This window comes from Candidatus Accumulibacter meliphilus, assembly GCF_036625345.1.
GTDB classification, from domain to species: domain Bacteria; phylum Pseudomonadota; class Gammaproteobacteria; order Burkholderiales; family Rhodocyclaceae; genus Accumulibacter; species Accumulibacter meliphilus.
Window position 1 is genome coordinate 258908 of sequence record NZ_JAZKTZ010000008.1, and the last position, 18858, is coordinate 277765.

The window sequence follows — 18858 nt, forward strand, 5'->3', positions numbered from 1 at the left end:
TTCTGCATTGCTCCGGTTATCCCAGCAACGCACCCAGCACGAGAATAAACCAATGTCGATTTCATCCCTATTCCATGATCGCTGTGATCGAGAACGACGGACACTCATAAAAGCTGCGGCCGCCCTTGGATTGGCTGCTGCGTTACCCAAGCGGTCACACGGGCAGGAAGCGGTCGATCCGGTGCGCACCGCTGCCGCCCGACGCTGGGTGCTCGGCGAATTCACTCCATCAACTTTGTCATTTGACGAGCAGATGCGGGAAATGGAGTTCTTCATTCGCGCTGCCGCACCGTTTCGCGGCCAGCAGATTTACGTTGCCTCCGAGACCATCCCCACCCACACTTACGAATCGCGTTTTCTAGCGCGGGCGTTTCGTGAAATCACAGACATCAGCGTGATTCATGACGTAGTGCGTGAAGGCGAACTGGTCGAGCGCATCCAGCAGCAGGTGCGCACCGGCCGTAATTTTTACGACGCCTACGTCAACGATTCCGACTTTCTTGGCACTCATTACCGTTACGAAAGCGCCGTGCCACTGTCCGACTGGATCGCCGGCGATGGCGCGGCGTTCACCTTGCCTACGCTTGATCTTGCGGATTTTATTGGTTTGAGCTTTACCACTGGACCGGATGGCAAGGTCTATCAATTACCCGACCAGCAGTTCGCCAATCTGTACTGGTTCCGCCATGACTGGTTCCAGCGCCCTGACCTCAAAACTGGGTTCCGCCAACGCTACGGTTATGAACTTGGTGTGCCGTTGAATTGGAAGGCGTATGAAGACATCGCCGATTTCTTCACCAATCAGGTCAAGGAGCTGGATGGACGCCGCGTGTTCGGTCACATGGACTATGCCAAGGTCGACCCCTCGCTGGGCTGGCGTTTCACCGATGCCTGGTTGTCGATGGCCGGAGTGGGCGATCCCGGATTGCCCAACGGTCACCCGGTGGATGAATGGGGGATCCGGGTAGAGGGTTGCCATCCGGTGGGTTCCAGCGTCAGTCGGGGCGGAGCGCTGAACAGCCCGGCAGCGGTGTATGCGCTACGCAAATATCTGGAATGGCTGCGCCAATACGCGCCGCCAGAGGCCATGCAGATGGACTTTTCCACGGCGGGACCGGTACCTGGGGGTGGCAGCATCGCTCAACAAGCATTCTGGTACACCGCTTTTACGGCGGACTTGCTCAAGGAAGGCTTGCCGGTAGTCAATAGCGATGGCACGCCTAAATGGCGGGTCGCGCCGTCGCCGCATGGCGCCTACTGGAAGGAAGGGATGAAACTGGGTTATCAGGATTGTGGCGCCTGGACACTGTTGAACAATACCCCACTGCAACGTCGTCAAGCCGCGTGGCTGTATGCCCAGTTCACGACCTGCAAGACGGTGTCGCTGAAAAAAACCCTGGTGGGATTGACCCCGATTCGTGATAGTGACTTGCGCTCGGAGGCGATGAGCAAAGCGGCTCCTCGCCTCGGCGGGCTGGTGGAGTTTTACCGCAGTCCGGCGCGCGTCGCCTGGACGCCGACCGGTACCAACGTACCCGATTATCCGCGACTGGCCCAGTTGTGGTGGTCGCGGCTCGGCCAGGCCGTACGGGGTCTAGCCACTCCGCAACAGGTCATGGACAACTTGGCGGCCACCCAGGATCAAACGCTAGCGCGTCTGCAGCAAATGGGCGGGATGAAACGCTGCGAGCCACGATTGGCTGAGCCGCGTGATCCACAGTATTGGTTCGATCAACCCGGCGCGCCCAAGCCAAAACTCGCGGATGAAGAGGGCCGGGGTGTGACTGTCGATTACGAGACTCTGCTGCACGCCTGGCGTGCGGGGAAAGTGGGCGTTTAAGGGGTTTGGGGTGGAGTGGAACGGCTAGAAACACGCTTCCGGTCTATCTTTGAATCACGGGGCCAGGAAAAACGAACAGCAACGTGGAGGGGAATGTTCGACTCCAAGACCATCGCGTGCCATGTAGACAACGGAGGAAGATGATGACCTATGTCAAGTTCGCCTACTGGAACCCCAGATCGGAAGACGTGCTCAATAACCAGATTGCCGCTTAGGATGCGATGCGTAAGGGTTGCCCGGTCGCCCATAGCAACTTTCTATGGTGGTCCCTGTTTCGCCATGAGGATGTAATGCGCGTGCTGGAAGATCACGAGACCTTCAGACTTCCTGATCTCGGAGGAAACCCGGTTGGCACTTTAATGTGAAAGTCGCGCAAGCTCACGAATCTCCCTTCTCCCCTTGCGGGAGAAGGGTCGGGGAAGAGGGGGGAACGGTCATGACTTTCATGATCCGGGGTATCCCGACATGTCATGACCGTTAGACGAGGGTGAGGGCGAAGGTCATTCTTGCCCCGGTTTCCGGATGCGGGAAATCTTGCAGGGTGAGTTCCTCGAGGAGCGCGGCGATGGCGCGATCATGGGCTGGACTGGCCATCCGGTGAATTTTGATGGTCGGGGTGTTGGCCAGAGCGTTCGGTTCGATGGCGGCGGAAGAAACGAACAATTCGCGAATGAGCGCACGCGCGTTGTCCTCCTTCTTTAAGTGGCGAAGCAATAGCGCCACCATGGCGGTCTCGGCTCGGTAAGCGAACATTTTCACGGTACCACAGTGCATCTTGTTCAACGGCGGCAGTTGGGTCGGCCGGTCTCTCGCTCGCTCTGCCTCCGGCAGACTGTCGATGGTCACCTTTCGGGAGCTTGCCTTACGCGCCGAGCAAAGTTGCTTGAGTTCCGCCTGAACGGCTTGCAGTGCTTCGACAGACTCGGCGTTTTTCTGGATTTCGCCGCCGTCATTCAAGGCCACCCTGGCGATTCCCGCCTGGCGGCTGGAAAGTCGATACGACGGCAGCGGACGGCGGCCCACATCGCTTTCACAACGTCTTGCGTGACCCGGTAGCGACGAGAGCTGCTGACCTTGGCGATGAAGCCATGGCCGCGCAGTTTAGCGATCAGGCGGCTGGTTCGATGCGTGCGCCGCTTGCCTTCGGCGGTGTTGTTGGGAGGGACCGAGTAGCGCAGGCGCAGAATGCACAGGGTGTCGCCGAGACCGGTGAAGCCGAGGCCGACGCGGCGCTTGTTGCCGGCTTCTTAGCGCTGCCGCTCGAGCGGCCAGGCGGTGACGTCGCGCAGATCGCCAACTTTTGTGCATCTCCGGGATTCGTTTCAGTAAGCGAAAAGCGGTCAGGTTTCGTGAGCGTCGAGGCCCGTCCTCTACCAGTCTGCTCCGACCCCCCTCCCTCCGGTGGTTCGGCCCACTTCACTTCGCCTTCAAACCAAAGGTTCCAGGCCGCAGATTCCGCCTTGCTCGCACCAGATTTATGTCGGCTCGTGGGCGCCGACTTCGCCCCTGCGCGGACAATTCCGGCAAGACGTGCGGTATCTCACGTAAGCGCATCGGCGCCCCTGTTCCAATGAACCCTGTCTTCCAGGCGCCGGCAAACGATGAGTACGACGGTGGCAGGGATTTAAAAAAAGTGCTGTGTTCGCAGCGCACCAGAGCCCACTTATTGAAGGATTTGGCGATGAAAAACAAAATGATCCGCGTGGCGATCGCCGCGCTTGCACTCGGTGGCGCTGTTACTGCCAACGCTGCCCTTTTCGATGTTGCAGCGTTTGCGAATAGTTCGTCCGAAGGCGTCGGACTGAACACGGGCATCACCCTGAGCGCTGGTCAGCATTTTTCAGTGACAGCAGCCACTGGCGACCTCTGGAACGCCGGTGAATTGCCGCGCTGGTCCAATGCCAACGGGCTCGTAGCAGATCTGTTTGCTACGGGCTCGGACGACTCTGGGCTGCCTGCAGGAACCCATATTGGTAAAAACTTCGGGGCATGGAGTCAGAACGGGCTCAGCGCGCCCTATGGCGCCCTGGTCGGCGAGCTGGCCGGAACGTATTTTCTTCTTGGCACCAATTTCTCTGGCCTCGCACCCGTTGCCGGGACCCTGAGCCTCTACTACTGGGACAGCAATAACGGAGACAACTCTGGCAGCGTTCGTGCCGACGTTACCGTCCCAGAACCGATAGCACTCAGCCTGGTCAGCATCGGTCTGCTGGGAGTAGGTTTTACCCGCCGTAAGCGGGCCTAGCAGCTACATTGTTTTAGTGGTCACGAGTCCGCGAGGGGTCGTTTTTGTTAATCTTTTCTTATAAGTGCCGTCGGGAAGGAATGCGAGGATCATGTCTTGACTTTTGCCAACGGTGGAAATGCAAAGGCAAAAGGAAAGATCTGACCGTTCGTCTGTGTACGCGCCACCGCGTTTTTTAACGAAGCAAGGAGAATGAATATTTGGGGTCTGACCCCTATTTTCCGCTTACTGAATCCTGGGCCCCGTTTATTGAGAGTTGTTTCATCCACAGATTACGCAGATTCTCGCAGATTCATGACCCTCCGTCGGTTTGGTTTCAATCTGTGGAAATCTGCGTAATCTGCGGATATTGACGGAAAGAAGGGCTCCCGATCTTGCGGCGACCGAGGCAAGCAGGCGGCAAAACAATTGGGGTCTGACCCCAATTTGTGTTCGTTCTTTATAAGTGCCGTCGGGAAGGAATGCGAGGATCAGGTCTTGATTTTTGCCAACGGTGGAAATGCAAAGGCAAAAGGAAAGATCTGACCGTTCGTCTGTGTACGCGCCACCGCGTTTTTTAACGAAGCAAGGAGAATGAATATTTGGGGTCTGACCCCTATTTTCCGCTTACTGAATCCTAGACCCCGTTTATTGAGAGTTGTTTCATCCACAGATTACGCAGATTCTCGCAGATTCATGACCCTCCGTCGGTTTGGTTTCAATCTGTGGAAATCTGCGTAATCTGCGGATATTGACGGAAAGAAGGGCTCCCGATCTTGAGCCGCGAAGGGGTCAGGTCTTTCCTTTTGCCCTCTCCGTAGCATTTCAACCCGCGATCTCCAACCGTCTCTCGATCCGGTCGATGCGCGCCTTTATCTGGTCGATGCTTGACTGTTGCCGGATGATTTCTTCGTAGTTATGCGCGCCGTCGCGCCGGCCGGCAGCCATGCCTGCTTCCAGGCTGGTGAGGCGAGCGCCAACCTCTCGCATTTCGCTCTCAAGGCGGTCTTGTCCGGCTCGCAAAGCGCGCAGGTGTTCAAGAATCAGATTTTCTACGTTGTCGGTCATGGCCAAGACTCCTTTGCTTGAGTCTATCCCTACGGCGGGGCGTTGCCAAACAGTTGAAATCGCACACCAAACATGGCTGGCGGGCAAAGCCGCCCATTGGGCTTGACGCGGGCAGGGGCATTACTCCTGCCCCCAGCCGCACCCACAAACCTACCCGCAACTCCCCACCGCCCCGCAAGCCGTACAAAAATCACAGCCATCCTTCCTGATCATCGTCCGGTTGCCGCATTCCCCGCACAGCTTTCCGGCTGTCGGTTTCGCCGCCGTTCCGCCCGCCGGCGCTTCGAGAATCCCCATCTGCTGCAGTGGGAGCCCGTTCTCATCGAGGATGCCGAGCATGGCGTAGCGGTGGATGATCAGTTGCGCGAGGTAGGCGACAGTGGAGGTGTAGTTGGTCTGGCGGCGGGTGCCGGGGACGAAGGCCATGAAGTCGCCGAGCGGTTCGGGGTAGTCGAGGAGCTTCCTGAGTTTCATGCCGATCCAGGCCGGGTCTACGACGCGCATGTCGAGCGAGAGCAGTTTGGTCAGGCCGTCGAGGGCGCGCGGGTAGTTGCCGGCGAGCCATACCGAGTAGGGGCGGGTGACGCCGTCGGGGAGGGTGATTTCCTTGAGGCCGAGGACGAAGTCTTCGCCGGTGGCCGGGTTGAAGACGTCGACGGTCCAGGAGAGGGTGCCGTCGGTGCCGGTTTTCGGCTCCTTGAGGCTGAACATGGCGTCGAGCACCGGCGTCGGGCCGTCGTGGTTGAAGGCGCCGATCTTCTCGACGCGGTGCTGGATCAGCTGTGCGACGGCGGCGACCACCGAGGGCATGCGCTTGCGCTCGCCATGCGGCGGGAAAGCCATGTCGAAGCCTTCGTCGCCGGGGGTCTTGGCCAGGGATTCGAGCTTCAGCGCCAGCCAGCCGTGGTCGTTGGCGCGCATGTCCATGGACAGGGTCTTGGCGACGGCGCCGAGGCCGCGCGGCTGCTCGGGGCCATTGACCCAGACTTCGAAAGGCCACTTGCGTCCTTCCTGGTCGACGTGACCGACGAAGAGCGCGAACTTGCCGTGCATGTGCTCGATCATGTAGGTCCACGCCATGTTGCCTTCCGGCAGGTTCGGGCGGTTCGGCCAGCGCAGGCTGGCCAGCACCGGCGCCGGCAGGGTCTTGATCGACAGGCGGCGGTTGGCGTCGCCGCTGACGAAGTCCTGCGGCTGCTTCTTCTCTTCGGCCTGTTTCTGCGATTCGACCGAGAGCACCGAGCCCATGACGCTGTTCGGGCGATAGGTGGCGAGGCCCTTGAGACCGGCTTTCCAGGCGCTCATGTATAGGCCCTGGAATTCCTCGTAGGGGTAGTCGGCGGGGACATTGACCGTCTTCGAGATCGAGGTGTCGATGTACGGGGCGACGGCGGCGACCATGTCCTTGTGCGCCTTGGCCGAGATTTCCAGCGCCGTGACGAAGTAATCGGGGAGTTTCTCGACGTCGCCGCCGAGGTGCTTGTAGAGGCGCCAGGCGTAGTCTTCGACGGCGTATTCCTTGAGCGTGCCGTCGGCCATGCGCTTCTTGCGGCTGTAGGTCCAGGAGAACGGCGGTTCGATGCCGTTCGAGGCATTGTCGGCAAAAGCCAGGGAGATGGTGCCGGTGGGCGCGATCGACAACAGGTGCGAGTTGCGCAGGCCGTGCTTGCGGATCTGATTCTTGATCTCGTTCGGCAGGCGTGAGGCGAAGTTGCCGCCGGAGAGATAGAGTTCGGCGTTGAACAGCGGGAAGGCGCCGCGCTCCCGGGCCAGGTCGACCGACGCCAGGTAAGCGGTGTCGCGCATGTATTCGGAGATGCGCGCGCCCATTGCCGCCGCTTCCGGGCGATCGTAGCGCAGGCGCAGCATGCACAGGGTGTCGCCGAGGCCGGTGAAGCCGAGCCCGACGCGGCGCTTGTTGTTGGCTTCCTCGCGCTGCCGTTCGAGCGGCCAGGCGGTGACGTCGAGGACGTTGTCGAGCATGCGCGTGGATACCTTGATCACTTCGCCGAAAGCGGCGAAATCGAACTCGGCGCGCTGGCTGAAAGCGTCCCTGACGAAGGGCGTCAGGTTGATCGACCCAAGGCAGCAGCAGCCGTACGGTGGCAGCGGCTGTTCGGCGCAGGGGTTGGTGGCCTCGATCACTTCGCAGTAGTAGAGGTTGTTGTCCTTGTTCATGCGGTCGAGGAAGAGGATGCCCGGCTCGGCGTGGTCGTAGGTCGATTTCATCACCTGGTCCCAGAGGTCGCGGGCGCGCACGCGGCGATAGACCCAGATGCCGTCTTCACGCTGGAAGGCGCCGGCGCGTTTCATGTCGCCGTTGGGCTCGGCGCGGTGTGAGAGTTCGACTTCGGCGTCGGCTTCGACGGCTTCCATGAAGCCGTCGGTGACGGCGATCGAGACGTTGAAGTTGGAGAGGTCGCCGTGGTCCTTGGCGTGGATGAAGACTTCGATATCGGGGTGATCGCAGCGCAACACGCCCATCTGGGCGCCACGGCGGGCGCCGGCCGATTCGACGGTTTCGCAGGAGCGGTCGAAGACGCGCATGTAGGAAACCGGACCGGAGGCGCGCGATTGCGTGCCTTTGACCAGCGCGCCCATCGGCCGGATCGACGAGAAGTCATAGCCGACGCCGCCGCCGCGGCGCATGGTTTCGGCGGCTTCGGCGAGGGCGCTGTAGATGCCCGGCTTGCCGTCGACGATCTCGACCACCGAATCGCCGATCGGCTGCACGAAACAGTTGATCAGCGTCGCTGCCAGCGTCGTCCCGGCCGCCGAGTTGATGCGTCCGGCCGGGACGAAGCCGGTTTCCTGCGCCCACAGGAAGCGCTCTTCCCAGTGCACGCGCTGCTTTTCGTCCTCGTTGGCGGCGAGTGCGCGGGCGACGCGGCGGCGCACGTCATGGACCGAGGTTTCCTTGCCCTTGGCGTACTTTTCGACCAGCACCTCGACGGAGATTTCCTGTTCGGCAAGCGGCGTGACGGCGGGTGCCTCGGCGACGGCTGACAGGGGTAGCTGGTGTTCAAGCTGGCTCATGGGTAGTTCCTCCGGTGTTTATGGTGTTGACGTTGTCTGTGCTTGTTGATTTTTTTGGCGAAGCGTCGTGCCGATACGAGGCGCGTGCGGCGGGTCGTAGCGGCGACTCTTAGCTTGTCGGCGCAATGGCTCAATGGCGTAAAGCTACTGCATGTAGTGTACAAAGGCAATAACTTGACTAAATGTAGTTTTCAGGCCGTGGCTTGCCGAGGCGCGGGAAAAGCCGTGAAATCACGGCCTTGCGGCTGCTGGGAGCGGTAGAATTATTTTTCTCTGCTGCCGCGGGCGCGCTCGGCAGCATGCGCGCTGCGCCCGGGATCGGAGGTGACGCGGGAGGGGGCGTGGGAGGGAAGAGGCGCTAGGCAGTGCTGCGGCGCCCGAGGCGAGAGAATCCCGCCCCGGCCAACGGTGTCGTGGTTTCAGGTACTCGCCTGTCTGGCGCGCGCGGCGTGCGCCACCAGTGCGGCGATGACGCACGAGGCGATGCGTGTTTCGGCGGTGTCGGCGCGGCTGGTGAGGACGATCGGCACGCTTGCACCGAGGACGATGCCGGCGCTCAAGGCGTTGGCCAGGTATTCGAGCTGCTTGGCGATCATGTTGCCCGATTCGAGGTCGGGAACGACCAGGATGTCGGCGCGGCCGGCGACCGCCGAGACGATGCCCTTGGTCTTGGCGGCGACCAGCGACACGGCGTTGTCGAAAGCCAGCGGGCCATCGACCAGGCCGCCCCTGATCTGGCCGCGGTCGGCCATCTTGCACAGCGCGGCGGCGTCGAGGGTGGACTGGATCTTGTCGCTGACCGTTTCCACGGCCGAGAGAATCGCCACCTTGGGTTCGGGCGTACCGATGATGTGCGCCAGGTCGATGGCGTTTTGCACGATGTCGACTTTCGCCATCAGCGTCGGCGCGATGTTGATCGCTGCGTCGGTGATCATGATCGGCCGTGGATAGGTGGGAACGTCCATCAGGAAGACGTGGCTGACGCGCCGGCCGGTGCGCAAGCCGGAAGTGCGCGAGATGACCTCGGCCATCAGTTCGTCGGTGTGCAGGCTGCCTTTCATCAGGGCTTCGACGTCACCGCTGCGTACCAGCGTCACCGCCATCGCCGCCGCTTCGTGACTGTGCTTGCAGTTCACGATGCGGTAGTCCTTGAGGTCCAGGCCGTTTTCCTCGGCGACGGCGCGGATGCGCTGCTCGGGACCGATCAGGATGGGATCGATAAGCCTGGCTTCGGCGGCCAGTAGCGCCCCCTTGAGCGATTCGCGGTCGCAGGGGTGTACGACTGCCATGTCGATCGGTGCCAGGCCCTCGGCGCGCGACACCAGGGTTTGCAGACGCGCGTATTTGTCCGAAATCGTGATTTCCGGCATCGCCTTGCGCTTGGTGATGATTTTTTCGCGCGGCGCCAGGACTTCGGCGCTGCCCGAGACGACGAGCAGCTGATCCTGATTGTGGCAGTTGCAGTCAAGCAGGATGTGCCGGTTGCGGGCGAATTTCTGGCCGACGGTGACGGTCACCGTGAGCGTGTCGCCGATCGCCACCGGCCGCGCGAAATGCAGCGACGATTCGACCATCACTGTCCCCGGGCCGGGGAATTGCGTGCCGAGCATGGTCGACAGCAGCGAAGCGCACCACATGCCGTGCGCGATGAAGTCCTGGAAAACGCCGCTGTGACTGAAGTCGGCGTTGGCCAGGGCCGGATTCATGTCGCCCGACATCAGCGCGAACAGCTTGACGTCCTCCGGGCGCAGGGTACGTACCAGCGACGAGCTGTCACCGATGTTAATTTCGTCGTAGGTTCGGCTTTCGAGGAATTCCAGGGGCGTTTCGAAGTGCATGAGGGTGCTCCCAAGGGGACTGATCAGCGCGCATTATGCTGCAACGCAGCACGAAAATGTAGAGCGATTTATCGAGCGTAGCGAGGTGGCAGTCCCGTGGCCTTTTGCCTGATGGCCGTCACCCTTGTTGACCTGCGTCAGCATCTGCCGCTGTCGGAGGCTTTAGGCTTGACCAGGAAATCGGCAACGGCGGTACAGTGTTGGAGGCGATGGTGAGCGAGGAAAGCTTTGACGCGGAGCGACTTGAGGAACTGCTACGGCCGGTCGTCGATCGTCACGGCGGTGATCCGCTGCAACTGGTGCAAATCCTGCGCGAGACGCAGGATGTCGTCGGCTATCTGCCGACCGCCGTGCTGACCGCCATTGCCACGGCGCTCAGGCTGCCGCGAGCGCAGGTCGAAGGCGTCGCCGGCTTCTACTCTTTTTTTCATCTGACGCCGCCCGGTTGCTACCGGGTGTTGTTCTCGGACAACATCACCGACCGCATGCTGGGCAGCGGCGAACTGCTCGATCGCCTGTGCAACAAGCTGTGGATCGAGCGCGGCAAAGTCTCAGAGGACGGTCTGCTCAGCGTCGACAGGACCTCGTGTACCGGCATGTGCGATCAGGGGCCGGCGCTGCTGGTCAATGGTCAGCCGCTGACCCACCTCTCGGGCGAGCGCATCGACCGCATCAGCGCGTTGATTCGCGCGCAGGCGCCGCTGGCCGACTGGCCGGCCGAGTATTTTCGTGTCGACGATAATATTCGCAGGCGCGACAGCCTGCTGGCTACCGAATGGCCGCCGGCGAAGCGCTGCGGGCGGCGCTTGCCCGTGGTGCCGAGGCGATGCTCGCCGAAATGAAGCTCTCCAACCTGCGTGGGCGCGGTGGTGCCGGCTTCACCACCGCTGTCAAATGGGAGTCTGCGCGTCGAGCACCGTGCCACGGCGAGGAAGGCCTGCGCTACGTGGTCTGCAACGCCGACGAGGGCGAGCCGGGCACTTTCAAGGATCGCGTTCTGCTCAGCAGTTACGCCGACCTCGTTTTCGACGGCATGAGCGTTGCCGGCTTCAGCATTGGTGCCAGAAAAGGCCTGCTCTACCTGCGTGGCGAGTACGCCTATCTGCTGCCAGCGCTGCGCGAGAAACTCGAGCGTCGCCGGCGCAGCGGCCTGCTCGGCCGCGCGTTGTGCGGCCAGGTCGCGTTCGACTTCGAGATCGACATCCATCTCGGTGCCGGCGCCTACGTCTGCGGCGAGGAAACGGCGCTGCTCGAGTCGCTCGAAGGCAGGCGCGGTATCCCGCGCATTCGCCCGCCGTTCCCGGTCACCGCCGGTTATCGCGGCCAGCCGACGGTGGTGAATAACGTCGAGACCCTGTGCAAGGCGGCGCTGATCGCGATCCGGGGCGGCGCCTGGTTTGCCGGTCTCGGAACCAAGCAATCGACCGGCAGCAAGCTGCTGTCGATCTCGGGCGACGTGGAGAGGCCGGGGATCTACGAGTATCCCTTCGGGGTTTCGGTCGAGCAGGTGCTCCAGGACTGCGGCGCCGGCAACGCGCAGGCGGTACAGGTCAGCGGACCTTCGGGAGTTTGTCTGGCGACGCACGAGTTTTCGCGCCGCATCGCGTTCGAGGACGTGCCGACGGCGGGCGCCTTCATGGTCTTCGGCACGCATCGCGACATGTTCGAAGTGGCGCGCAATTTCGCGCACTTCTTCAAGCATGAAAGCTGCGGCTTCTGCACGCCTTGCCGGGTCGGTACTTCGCTGGTCGCCAACTGCATGGACAAGATCGCCAAGGGCCTCGGCACGCAGTACGAGATCAACCAGATTTTCAAGATCCATCGCCTGCTGCATGCGGCCAGCCATTGCGGCCTCGGCCAGGCGGCGTGCAACCCGCTCTTCGATACCTTGCAGAAGTTTCGCCCGGCCTACGAGCGGCGTCTGTGCTCGCTCGATTTCGAGCCGGCTTTCGACCTCGACCAGGCGCTGGCGGCAGCTCGCCAGATGACCGGTCGCAACGATCCGGCAGCGCATTTCGGCCTCGCCGCAAGACTTCCGGGAGTGGCCTCATGAAACCGGCCAGCATCCTGCTCGACGGACTGCCAGTGCCTTTCGATGATGGGCAGACGATCATGGATGCCGCGCTGGCCGCCGGGATCTTCATTCCACATCTCTGTCACCACCCGGCCTTCAAGCCGCAGGGCAGTTGCAAACTGTGCACGGTGAAGGCCAATGGCCGCTACGTTTCGGCGTGCACCCTGCCGGCACGTGACGGCATGGAGGTCGAGAACAATACACCGGACCTCAACGACAAACGCCGGACCCTGCTGCAGATGCTTTTCGTCGAAGGCAATCACTTCTGCCCGTCGTGCGAGCAAAGCGGCAACTGCATGCTGCAGGGGCTGGCCTATGAGCTGGAGATGCTGAGCCCGCATTTCGACCAGTTCTATCCCAATCGGCCGGTCGATGCCTCGCACCCGGAGGTGCTGCTCGACTTCAATCGCTGCATTCTTTGCGAGCTCTGCGTGCGTGCCAGCCGCGATGTCGATGGCAAGAGCGTTTTTTCGCTCTCCGGGCGCGGCATCAACAAGCACCTGATCGTCAATGCCGAGTCCGGGCGGCTGGCCGACACCGACTTCGACTGGGCCGACAAGGCGGCGCAGGTTTGCCCGGTCGGCGTGATTCTCAAGAAGCGCAGCGGCTTCGCGGTGCCGATTGGCAAGCGCCGCTACGACGTCGAGCCTATCGCCAGGCAGGTCGAGCGCCTGGCGGCGCGTCGCGCCGACGATAGGGGCGATGGGGGCTGAGATGGACACCCCGATAACGCAGCGCAAGCTGCGTCTGGCGACTGCTTCGCTGGCCGGCTGCTTCGGCTGTCACATGTCCTTGCTGGACATTGACGAGCGGCTCTTCGAACTTGTCGAGCGCGTCGATTTCGACCGCTCGCCGCTGACCGACATCAAGCACTGCGGGCCGTGCGACATCGGCCTCATCGAGGGCGGCATCTGCAATGCCGAGAACGTACATGTGCTGCGCGAGTTTCGTCGCCACTGCAAAGTGCTGATCGCCGTCGGTGCCTGTGCAGTCAATGGCGGCCTGCCCGCGCAGCGCAATCATCTCGACCTCGGTCTGTGCCTGCAGGAAATCTACCTCACCGCGCCGGATATTGTCGGCGGACAGATCCCCAACGACCCGGAGCTGCCTCTGCCGCTCGACAAGGTGCACCCGATCCACGAGATCGTGCGCATCGATTACTTCATCCCCGGCTGCCCGCCGTCGGGCGACGCCCTCTGGAAGTTCCTGACCGATCTTCTCGAGGGGCGCACGCCGCGTCTCGGGCATCCGCTGCTGCATTTCGACTGAGGGCGGGCGCCATGGAACAAGGTCAGGGCTTCGAACTGGAAACCGCGTCCGCCGACGCCGGCACACTGCGCCGCGTGGCCATCGACCCGGTGTCGCGCGTCGAAGGGCATGGCAAAGTGACCCTGCTGCTCGACGACAAGGACCAGGTGCAGCAGGTGCGCCTGCACATCGTCGAATTCCGCGGTTTCGAGAAATTCATTCAGGGCCGGCCGTACTGGGAAGTGCCGGTGATGGTGCAGCGTCTGTGCGGCATTTGTCCGGTATCGCATCATCTGGCGGCCGCCAAGGCGCTCGACCAGGTCGTCGGCGCCAGCTGCCTGACGGCGAGCGCCGAGAAGCTGCGCCGGCTGATGCACTATGGGCAGATCCTGCAGTCGCACGCCCTGCACTTCTTCCATCTCTCGTCACCAGACCTGCTTTTCGGCTTCGCGAGCGAGGCCGGCCGGCGCAACATCGTCGCTGTCGCCGCCGCCTTCCCTGAAGTCGCCCGGCAAGGGGTGTTGTTGCGCAAATTCGGCCAGGAAGTGATTCGCCTCACCGCCGGCAAGCGGGTGCATGGCACCGGCGCGATTCCCGGTGGCGTCAACCGCGCGCTGAGCCGTCAGGAACGTGACGGTCTGCTCGCCGACATCGGCCAGATCGTCGGCTGGAGCCGCGATGCGGTGCAACTGGTCAAGCGTCTGCACGCCGCCGACCCGGCGCTCTACGACGTTTTCGGCGCTTTTCGCTCGAACATCCTGTCGCTGGTCGGCGCCGAGGGCGCGCTTGATTTCTACGACGGTCAGTTGCGTGTTCGTGACGCCGACGGCGGCATTTTCGTGGACGGCTTCGACGCGCAGAACTATCACCAGCTGATTCGCGAAGAAGTCAAAGCCTGGAGCTACATGAAGTTTCCCTTCCTGGTCGCGCTTGGTCCGCAGCAGGGCTGGTACAAGGTCGGGCCGCTGGCGCGGGTGCAGAATTGCGACTTCATTTCGACCCCGTTCGCCGAAGCCGAGCGCCGCGAATTCATCGACTACGGGCAGGGCAAGCCGATCCACGCGCCGCTGGCCTATCACTGGGCACGCATGATCGAACTGCTGCACGCCGCCGAGACGATCGCCGCACTGCTGCCCGACGACGATCTTTCCGGCAGCGAACTGATTGCCGGTGGCGGGCGCAGTCGAGAAGGAATTGGCGTCATCGAGGCGCCGCGCGGCACCTTGATCCACCATTATCAGGTCGATGATGACGATCTGGTGAGCAGTTGCAACCTGATCGTGTCGACGACGCACAATAATCAGCCGATGAACGAAGCGATCCGCCGGGTTGCGCGCCGCTACCTCAACGGGCGAGAGCTCACGGAAGGTCTGCTCAACCACATCGAAGTCGCCATTCGCGCCTTCGACCCCTGCCTGTCCTGCGCCACGCACGCGCTTGGCAAGATGCCGCTGCAGCTCGAACTTCAGGATGCGGCGGGTGAAGTGGTCGGGCGCCTGAGCAGCACCTCCTGAAACCCTCGGCGAGACGCTGATGCCATTGCCCCCGGTCCTGATTCTCGCCTGCGGTAACCCCAGCCGTGGCGACGACGCGCTCGGGCCGCTGCTTCTCGAGCGTCTGCAAAACTGGCTGGACCGTGCTGGCCTGGCCGCCGGCTTCGATTTGATCGGCGACTTCCAGTTTCAGATCGAGCACGCGCTCGACCTCGTCGGCAGGCAGCTGGTCCTGTTCATCGACGCCGGTGAGCAGAGTACGGCACCTTTCGTCTTTCGGCAGGCGCGCGCTGCTGCTGGCCGCGATCTCGCCAACCCCGGCACGCATGCCCTGTCACCCGAGGCGGTGCTGGCGGTGCTGGCGCACATCAATCACGCAGCGCCGCCGCCGGCTTTCGTGCTCTGCGTTCGCGCTGAGAGCTTCGCCTTGGGTGAGGGCTTGAGCCCTGCGGCGAGCCGCCATGCCGAGTGTGCGTTTGAACTCTTGCAAGCCTTGTGTCGGGTCGCCAAGCTCGAGGCCTGGATGAGTCGGCTGACGTGAATAGGCGCCTGGCGGTGCCCGTTGGGCGCTTCAGTTCCCGGCTGCTGTTGCTTGCCCGGGGAGCAGGGCCCAGCCGCCGACGGCCGCTTTTCGGCTTATCATGCCTGCTTGATTCCGGTCTGGCGTGCGGGCCATGCTCCTTCTCCCTATATCGACAATGCGTTTTCAGGGCAATGTATGTGGAAATCAGTTCTCGCCATTTCGATCGGCGCCGCACTTGGCGCACTCTTGCGCTGGCAGCTCGGCATCCGGCTCAACAGCCTGTTTCCGACCATTCCGCCGGGCACGCTGGTCGCCAATCTGGTCGGCGCCTACCTGATCGGCCTGGCGATCGCTTTCTTCTCGTCGTTTTCGGCGATCTCGCCGGAATGGCGCTTGCTGATAATTACCGGTTTCTGCGGCGGACTGACGACTTTCTCGACTTTTTCCGCCGAACTGGCGATGTTGCTGCAGCAGGGACGACTTTCCTGGGCGCTCGGCGCCGCTGCGGCGCACGTGGCGGGATCGGTGCTGATGACCCTGGCCGGTATCACCACGGTGGTCTGGGCACGCAGTTCAAATTGATCGGCGACGGGAGGCTCCGGCCACCGATGTGCGGCCGGGATTTCAGCCTGGCGGCGCCGCTTTCTCGCCAGCATCAACATGGGAGGCAGGCATGCAAGGCTCTTACCTCAGGTTGTACGTGCGCGAAAGCGACAGGCATCACGGTCGCCTGCTCTGGGAGTGGTTGCTCGACCAGGGCAATCGGCTTGGCGTCCGCGGCGGGTCGGCCTTTCGCTCGATTGGCGGCTTCGGTCGATCACATGCGGTGCATGAAGGCGGCTTCTTCGAACTGGCTGGAACGACCAGCATCGAGGTCGAGTTCGTGGTCACCGGGGACGAGGAGCTGCGCCTGTTCGAGCTGATTCGCCAGGCGCAGGTGCGGGTCTTCTACGTGCGTCTTCCGGCCCGGTTCGGGGTGATCAATCCGGACGCCAAGGACCCGCCCGAGCTGAGCAGCGAGGATTGAGGGCGAATTGAGGGCGGAGAGGGCGGCGAGCAGCGGGCATCCCGCGCTGCCGCTCCGTGCCTATCCGTTGCTGCGGAAGGCGCGCACGCCGAGGATGACGCCGCCGACCAGCAGGGCGATGCCGATCCCAGCCGTGCTCCCGGGTAGCGCAGCGCGCAGGATGAAAGCATAGGCGAAAGCGGCCAGGGTTTCGAAGACGATCAGCTGGCCGACGAGGGCGGCGGGCAGCAAGCGGCTGGCCCGATTCCAGAGCAGGGTGCCGAGCCACGACGCACAGAATCCCAGGATCAGCATCAGGCCGACGTAGCGCCCGGCACTGGCGCCGAGCGGAAAATCGAAGCCGCCATGCCAGTGGAAATACAGGCCGGCAGCGGCCATGCCAAGGAGCGCCAGCGGCAGTGTCGCCAGTCCCTGCGCGATGGCCCAGGTGCCGGAAGCCAGCGCCGGTCGTTGCTGCAACCAGCGCGAATTGCGCAGCGGGTACCAGGTCCAGGCAGCTACCGCCGCCAGGGCGAAGGCGGTGCCCAGGAAGTAGTCCTGTGCGCTGTGGCGGTCGTCGAGTAGCGCCATCTCGTGGCTGTTCACCAGCGCGATACCCGTGGCGATGACCAGCAGCGAGGGCAGCAGCCGGCGCCAGGGCAGGGCTTCGGCGCTGAAGTTGGCGGCGATGGCGATGACGATCGGCAGGGTGCCGATGAGCATCGTCGGCAGCGGGGCGTCGGCGAGCTGGATGGCGGCCGACAGAAAGAGGTAGTAGAGGATGTTGCCGACCAGTGCCAGTTCAAAAGCTTTTTGCCAGTCCTGGCGCTGCAGGCTTTGCAGTCGTGGCCAGTCGGTGCAGGCCAGAAACAGGGCAATCACCCCGAAGCTCAGATAGCGCCCGAAAGAAAGCATCGCCGGCGGATAGTCGGGCAGCATCAGCGGGACGACGAAAACGAGTCCCCAGAGCAGGCCGGCGCCGAGTGCGCAGCTCACCCCTTCGACCAGGAGGCGCCCGGCGGGCAGTGGCGGCCGGGCACGCGGCAAGCTGGCCTTGGCAGCCACAGTCAGCGCCGTCTGCGCAGCAAGCTAGGAGCGAAAAGCGGGCAGGCTGGGTAGCTGTGGCAGTTCGACGGCGTCGAGCATGTTCTTGATCACCAGGCCCAGCTCGGTGTCGCCGACGATCGACAGCTCGCGGCTGAAGAACAGGGTGTCCGGGTCCTCCTGGCGGGCGAGCAACTGCAGAAAAGCCGAGAGGTTGGCGCTGAACGACAGGTCGGGTGTTTCGGGTGATTTTGGCGCTTTCCACAGCGGCCGGAAAAGGCCGTCGCGATAGGTAAAGTTCGCCTGCCCTCCCGCGTCGAGCACCTCAACCAGAAAGCTGCGTCCTTCGAGCAGTGCCAGGCTGTCGGCGGGCAGCAGGCCGATCCTGGCGGCGGCATTGAGGCCCATGGCCAGCGCCAGCGAGTGCGGCCACTGCGGCAGGCGCGAGCCCAGCGAAGCGAGCAGCGCGGGTAGTTTGAAACGGGGTATTGAAAAACCCTGGCTCATGAACACACTCCTTTCATTGCGGCGGCTGCCGGCGGGTGTTGCGCGATGCCGGCGTCGCCGAACCAATAGCCGTTGACCAGGCCTTCACTGGCCCAGACGCTGCTGTCGGGTGCTGGCGTTTGCCCGTTCCGGGCGGCGTCGAAGGCGGCGATGATGGCTGTCATGGCCTGCGGCTGTGGGCTGATGCGCAGCACCTCGACGCCCATCTTGAGCAGTTCCGGTACCTGTGGCAACAGATTGTAGGTCTGCGCGGACATCGTCTGGATGCCGTTGATGGCCAGAAATGGCTGTCCTTCGCGCGTGCGCAGGGTCATCCCCTGCGGATGATCGAGACACTTGAACTGGCAGTCGTCCTTGTTGAGGCCGTAGTAGCGCGCCGTGAAGCAGCGCGCCGAGAAGGCCAGCGGCAGCTTGCCGAAAACGAAGACCTCGGTTTCGACGCCGGCCGGGCGGCTGCGGTGCAGCGTCTCGATCAGCTTGCGGTCCCCTTCGAGCGGCGGCACCCAGCGTTGCATGCCGTAGCGGGCATAGGTCGCCAGGGTGACTTCGTTGTAGATATTGAGGTGCGGTCCGGCGACAAAAGGGCTGCCGGCGGCGACATTCACTGCACCGAGATCGTTGGCTTCGAGGCGGCAGCCGGGGATTTCGCCGAGCTCGGCACAGAGGCGCCGCAGCGTTTTCAGGTCGCCCTCGGACTCGAGCAGTGCCTGTGCGGAAAGGACCACTTCCTTGCCGGCGTCGGCGAGGTCGCGCGCCAGCGCCAGCCAGTCGGTGACGCGAATCTGCTGGCGCCGCGAGCAGATCACTTCACCGATGTAAATGATATCGATCGCCGGGTTGTGAGCCATTTCGGCGTAGAACTCGAAGACTTCGTGTTTTGGCCAGAAGTAGAGCAGCGGCCCAAGAGAGAGTTTCATGGTGTTCCTGGCCTCAATGTGAAAGTCGCGCGAGCGACTC

At 62.7% G+C, this 18858-nt stretch carries 15 protein-coding genes and 2 pseudogenes; 10 read left to right on the forward strand and 7 right to left on the reverse strand.

The window, feature by feature from the left end:
- Positions 1-52 precede the first annotated feature (52 nt).
- Both V5B40_RS17740 and V5B40_RS17745 read left to right on the forward strand, forming a co-directional pair.
- Positions 53-1840, forward strand: coding sequence for an ABC transporter substrate-binding protein (locus V5B40_RS17740; RefSeq protein ID WP_332355727.1), 1788 nt, complete (start codon positions 53-55; stop codon positions 1838-1840).
- Between the two features lie 140 nt (positions 1841-1980).
- Positions 1981-2160, forward strand: a pseudogene (locus V5B40_RS17745) (hypothetical protein); the annotation flags it as partial.
- Between the two features lie 157 nt (positions 2161-2317).
- Here V5B40_RS17745 and V5B40_RS17750 read toward each other — a convergent pair.
- Positions 2318-2797, reverse strand: coding sequence for a putative transposase (locus V5B40_RS17750; protein ID WP_332355728.1), 480 nt, complete (start codon positions 2795-2797; stop codon positions 2318-2320).
- Between the two features lie 613 nt (positions 2798-3410).
- Here V5B40_RS17750 and V5B40_RS17755 point away from each other — a divergent pair.
- A complete protein-coding gene (locus V5B40_RS17755; RefSeq protein ID WP_332355729.1) occupies positions 3411-4085 on the forward strand; it encodes a PEP-CTERM sorting domain-containing protein in 675 nt (224 codons plus the stop codon).
- 804 nt (positions 4086-4889) lie between these two features.
- On the opposite strand, the gene V5B40_RS17760 is transcribed toward V5B40_RS17755, so the two are convergent.
- From V5B40_RS17760 to V5B40_RS17770, 3 genes are all read right to left on the reverse strand, one after another.
- Positions 4890-5138 (reverse strand): hypothetical protein, encoded by a 249-nt coding sequence (locus V5B40_RS17760; RefSeq protein ID WP_332355730.1) that lies wholly within the window; start codon positions 5136-5138, stop codon positions 4890-4892.
- Between the two features lie 144 nt (positions 5139-5282).
- Positions 5283-8168 (reverse strand): adenosylcobalamin-dependent ribonucleoside-diphosphate reductase, encoded by a 2886-nt coding sequence (locus V5B40_RS17765; protein ID WP_332355731.1) that lies wholly within the window; start codon positions 8166-8168, stop codon positions 5283-5285.
- Positions 8169-8587: 419 nt separating this feature from the next.
- Complete coding sequence (locus V5B40_RS17770) at positions 8588-10006, reverse strand: bifunctional enoyl-CoA hydratase/phosphate acetyltransferase (RefSeq protein ID WP_332355732.1); 1419 nt, start codon at positions 10004-10006, stop codon at positions 8588-8590.
- A gap of 209 nt (positions 10007-10215) precedes the next feature.
- Between V5B40_RS17770 and V5B40_RS17775 the strand changes: the two are divergent.
- The 7 genes and pseudogenes from V5B40_RS17775 to V5B40_RS17805 all read left to right on the forward strand — a co-directional run bounded on the left by V5B40_RS17775 (position 10216) and on the right by V5B40_RS17805 (position 16371).
- Positions 10216-12059: pseudogene (locus V5B40_RS17775) on the forward strand (NAD(P)H-dependent oxidoreductase subunit E).
- Positions 12056-12793 carry a 2Fe-2S iron-sulfur cluster-binding protein gene (locus tag V5B40_RS17780; protein WP_332355733.1) on the forward strand — a complete coding sequence of 246 codons (738 nt, stop codon included), beginning with the start codon at positions 12056-12058 and terminating at the stop codon, positions 12791-12793. The pseudogene V5B40_RS17775 and the gene V5B40_RS17780 overlap by 4 nt, the downstream one beginning before the upstream one ends.
- A 1-nt stretch (position 12794) precedes the next feature.
- Positions 12795-13349: an NADP oxidoreductase gene (locus V5B40_RS17785; RefSeq protein WP_332355734.1), complete on the forward strand. Its 555-nt coding sequence runs from the start codon at positions 12795-12797 to the stop codon at positions 13347-13349.
- An 11-nt stretch (positions 13350-13360) separates the two neighbouring features.
- On the forward strand, positions 13361-14842 hold the full coding sequence (locus V5B40_RS17790) for a Ni/Fe hydrogenase subunit alpha (RefSeq protein ID WP_332355735.1): 1482 nt from the start codon (positions 13361-13363) through the stop codon (positions 14840-14842).
- Between the two features lie 19 nt (positions 14843-14861).
- Positions 14862-15362 carry a hydrogenase maturation protease gene (locus tag V5B40_RS17795; protein WP_332355736.1) on the forward strand — a complete coding sequence of 167 codons (501 nt, stop codon included), beginning with the start codon at positions 14862-14864 and terminating at the stop codon, positions 15360-15362.
- A 177-nt stretch (positions 15363-15539) separates the two neighbouring features.
- Positions 15540-15926: a fluoride efflux transporter CrcB gene (gene crcB / locus V5B40_RS17800; protein WP_332355737.1), complete on the forward strand. Its 387-nt coding sequence runs from the start codon at positions 15540-15542 to the stop codon at positions 15924-15926.
- Between the two features lie 91 nt (positions 15927-16017).
- Complete coding sequence (locus V5B40_RS17805) at positions 16018-16371, forward strand: DUF190 domain-containing protein (protein ID WP_332355738.1); 354 nt, start codon at positions 16018-16020, stop codon at positions 16369-16371.
- 60 nt (positions 16372-16431) lie between these two features.
- Here the strand turns inward: V5B40_RS17805 and V5B40_RS17810 are convergent, their stop codons facing one another.
- From V5B40_RS17810 to V5B40_RS17820, 3 genes are all read right to left on the reverse strand, one after another.
- Positions 16432-17358: a DMT family transporter gene (locus V5B40_RS17810; protein WP_332355792.1), complete on the reverse strand. Its 927-nt coding sequence runs from the start codon at positions 17356-17358 to the stop codon at positions 16432-16434.
- A gap of 81 nt (positions 17359-17439) precedes the next feature.
- Entirely contained in the window at positions 17440-17901 is a 462-nt protein-coding gene (gene ubiT / locus V5B40_RS17815) for a ubiquinone anaerobic biosynthesis accessory factor UbiT (protein ID WP_332355739.1), read from the reverse strand.
- Positions 17898-18818 carry a U32 family peptidase gene (locus V5B40_RS17820; RefSeq protein WP_332355740.1) on the reverse strand — a complete coding sequence of 307 codons (921 nt, stop codon included), beginning with the start codon at positions 18816-18818 and terminating at the stop codon, positions 17898-17900. Before V5B40_RS17820 ends, ubiT begins: the two co-directional genes overlap by 4 nt.
- Between the last annotated feature and the right edge of the window lie 40 nt (positions 18819-18858).